Genomic DNA, 3,008 nt, shown 5'->3' on the forward strand with positions numbered 1-3,008 from the left:
ATGGAGTGCGGTACGCTCCATGATCGGGATGTAAATTCCGCACTGAATATTCTTGCGCTCGGACATGAGCGTCTAGCAGGAGGAATCCCCGTCCTTTAGGTCGGGGAGGATGTCAATCCAATATTTCTATATCCACATATTGCTGAATCAGATTTTCATCAAGCATGTGCACATAATCCATAAACATGACATTAAAGCTGCCTACGGTTTGTGCCTGATCATAGGCAAGCTTTCCCGCAATTGCGAAATGGGTATGTGAGGCAAGTGCTGCAATGAGTGGGGAACTGACCGCACTATATGCCGCCGTTAATGCTCCCAGGGCACAGCCTGTTGCGGTAATTTTAGGCTGCAAATGACTCCCGCCGTTCACCTTAATCACAGCATCAAGCTGTCTGGAAATGAGGTAGTCCGATTCACCTGAAATTGCAATACATTCAGCATGCTGTAATAGGCTTTTTGCCTGGGCATAGACATCCTGACTATCGAGGGTGCTGTCCACACCTTTTGATTGTACCTGGCTGCCTGCAAGCGTACTGATTTCAGAGGCATTGCCCCGAATAATGGTTGGTTTAAAGTGCAGAAGCTGGTCAACCGTTTCACTCCGCCATTTTAAAACCGCACCATAACCCACTGGATCAAGCACCCACGGCACTTGATGTTGTTGCGCTGTTTGTGCCGAAATCAGCATAGCCTGAGTTTGTTCAGTCGTCGGTGTTCCGATATTGATACTTAAGGCTGAACTGATTTGCGTAAAACTTTCCGCCTCAAATGGGTTGTCAATCATGGCAGGGGACGCGCCAGCCGCCAGCAGGATATTAGCCACATAATTATTGGCAACACTATTGGTCATGCACTGAACCAAAGGCGTTTGTCGCTGTAGTTCATGCCATGCCTGAATAATCTGTTCGATCAGTTGTTGTTTTGATGACATCGCAAATCCTTATAAGCTTTAACGTGTGAAATAGTGGTCTTGATGCTTGCAATGGCGACAGATCAGCGAGACATAATCCTTGGCATCATAATCCACCACCAGATCATTTGAACCACAATACATGCAACGTTTTACAGAATAAAAACTGAGGCGCGGTTCAATTTTACGCCACGATTTCCACACAGGTTGTATGAAGATATGCTCATCATAACCAAGAAACTTAAACAGTAGAATCTCGCTCATTTTACTAAACGGAATATTATGTGGTCTTGGTAAGGTGGAGGTTTCCCAGCGTTCAGTCAAGGCACGTTCCCGATACTGTTCCAGTGTCTTTTTGAGCAGGTTGGTGTTGATAAACTTGTCATTTCGGGGCTGCAATGCCTTTTGTTTGTACAGATATTCCAGTGCGGTCTGGATTAAGTAGTAAATTTGTCCTACCGCAAGGCTTTCCATCAAGCGATAACAAAAGCCCTGAAAATGTCGATTTCCTGCAATCTGGATGCCCCAGGTACGGCAGTAAAACTGCATAAACTGAACAATTTCCTGATATAGAACAAGGTAAAGAGTATCTTTCACTTCATCCGTGGTCTGGAATGGAATACCCAAACTCAGGTTTTCATAAAACCAGTGGCGCAGTTGCTGTGTGATGCTAAAAAGACTTGGGTCAGCATAACCATCCAGACGAACATTCAAGTAATAATGCTCGGTTTCAATGCCTGAATCCTGCGGTTTTAAAATGCCTACTTTTAGCAGTTCCTGAACAAGATGGTTCTGAAATAGGTAATTCGGCGTAATTTCGTGATATTTGCAATTTTTCCAATGAATGAGTTCGTCATGTTGGACATCCTCACGCGCATACTGATCTAGTAGGCTGAGCAGGAATAACTTGTTGAGAAAACTGAGCTGATCAAGGCTGTAAATGACTTCATCTTTTACCTTGTTTTTACGCTGTTCCTGCAAGCGCGTTTGTTGGGTCTGTTTTTTGCGTTGTGCTGTACAGGAGGCACAATGACAATTTAGGTTGCTGTCTGACTTAAAAACGCGATGCTGGCAGTGGCTACATTCATGAAATTGCAGTTCATGTGTGTATTGTTCCGCATCAATCCAGTACATGGAAGCATGGCACAGTGGACAGTGGCTACTTTCATCTAACTGTTTTTGTAGAATCTGTAACTCCATTGATGCCTAACCCATATTTATAAAAAAAAGATTATACATGCTGGACCAAGACAATCATGCAAAGTTTGTATCGTTAAAAGTAGTTCAACATGAGACCTGATAGCGAGAACTGTAGCTAAAAATTAATTTTATGACCTTATACCAATAAGCCACGTATGGGACTTGAGGTATTAACTGGATTGGTGGAAGACCCGAAACGCCCCAATAACTACATAGATGGAGACATCCTTGAAAGCAAAACAGGTAAAACCTATAAAGGTAAAGCACGTCTAAGCCCAGATGGCAAGCGTCTTTTTATCCATTGGAGCGTAAAACCTCGGGGTTTAGCCCGAGGATATAAGCGACTGGCGTAAGCCATTAATGCGGTGTTTGCTGTTGTTGAATATACTGCTTAATAATCCCAATAGGCGCACCTGCGCATGATGCAGCGAAGTAACTAGGCGACCACAAGGCATTACCCCATAATTTGCTTTTAATTTCAGGGTGTTTGGTTCGTAAAATTCGACTAGATGCACCTTTCAAGCTATTTACCAAACTAGAAATAGCGACTTTAGGCGGATAATTGACGAGCAAATGTACATGGTCATGTTCACCGTCAAACTCTACCAACTCAGCTTCAAAGTCCAAGCATACACGCTCAAATACTTCACGCATCGTTTCAAGCATTGCTTTAGTAAAAACATCACGCTGATATTTAGCTACAAAGACTAAATGAACGTGCATATTAAAAACACAGTGGCGACCTGTTCTAATCTCTTGACTATTACTCATAGACCAAATATATTTTAAGTATGAAAACACTTAAATTACGCATAAAAGACAAACATTGCAAGGTGCTAAATCAGATGGCATCTGAGGTGAATTTTGTCTGGAATTACGTGAATGATTTGTGTTTTAA

The 3,008-nt window shown here is 42.7% G+C and carries 3 protein-coding genes and 3 pseudogenes; 3 read left to right on the forward strand and 3 right to left on the reverse strand.

What is annotated here, in order from left to right:
• Positions 1-99 (forward strand): annotated as a pseudogene (locus F972_RS16550) (RNA-guided endonuclease TnpB family protein); the annotation flags it as partial.
• 13 nt (positions 100-112) lie between these two features.
• On the opposite strand, the gene thiM reads toward F972_RS16550, so the two are convergent.
• Together thiM and F972_RS05445 are read right to left on the reverse strand one after the other, a co-directional pair.
• Positions 113-931, reverse strand: a complete 819-nt coding sequence (gene thiM / locus F972_RS05440; protein WP_004758259.1) for a hydroxyethylthiazole kinase — start codon at positions 929-931, stop codon at positions 113-115.
• An 18-nt stretch (positions 932-949) separates the two neighbouring features.
• A complete protein-coding gene (locus F972_RS05445) occupies positions 950-2,110 on the reverse strand; it encodes a hypothetical protein (protein WP_004680991.1) in 1,161 nt (386 codons plus the stop codon).
• Positions 2,111-2,262: 152 nt separating this feature from the next.
• Between F972_RS05445 and F972_RS05450 the strand changes: the two are divergent.
• Positions 2,263-2,463 (forward strand): annotated as a pseudogene (locus tag F972_RS05450) (DUF2147 domain-containing protein); the annotation flags it as partial.
• 4 nt (positions 2,464-2,467) lie between these two features.
• Here F972_RS05450 and tnpA read toward each other — a convergent pair.
• Positions 2,468-2,881 (reverse strand): IS200/IS605 family transposase, encoded by a 414-nt coding sequence (gene tnpA / locus F972_RS05455; RefSeq protein ID WP_004683514.1) that lies wholly within the window; start codon positions 2,879-2,881, stop codon positions 2,468-2,470.
• 20 nt (positions 2,882-2,901) lie between these two features.
• On the opposite strand from tnpA, the pseudogene F972_RS15785 reads away from it, so the two are divergent.
• A pseudogene (locus F972_RS15785) lies at positions 2,902-3,008 on the forward strand (RNA-guided endonuclease TnpB family protein); the annotation flags it as partial.

The sequence above is a fragment of the Acinetobacter sp. CIP 102529 genome, from assembly GCF_000368325.1.
GTDB lineage: Bacteria > Pseudomonadota > Gammaproteobacteria > Pseudomonadales > Moraxellaceae > Acinetobacter > Acinetobacter parvus.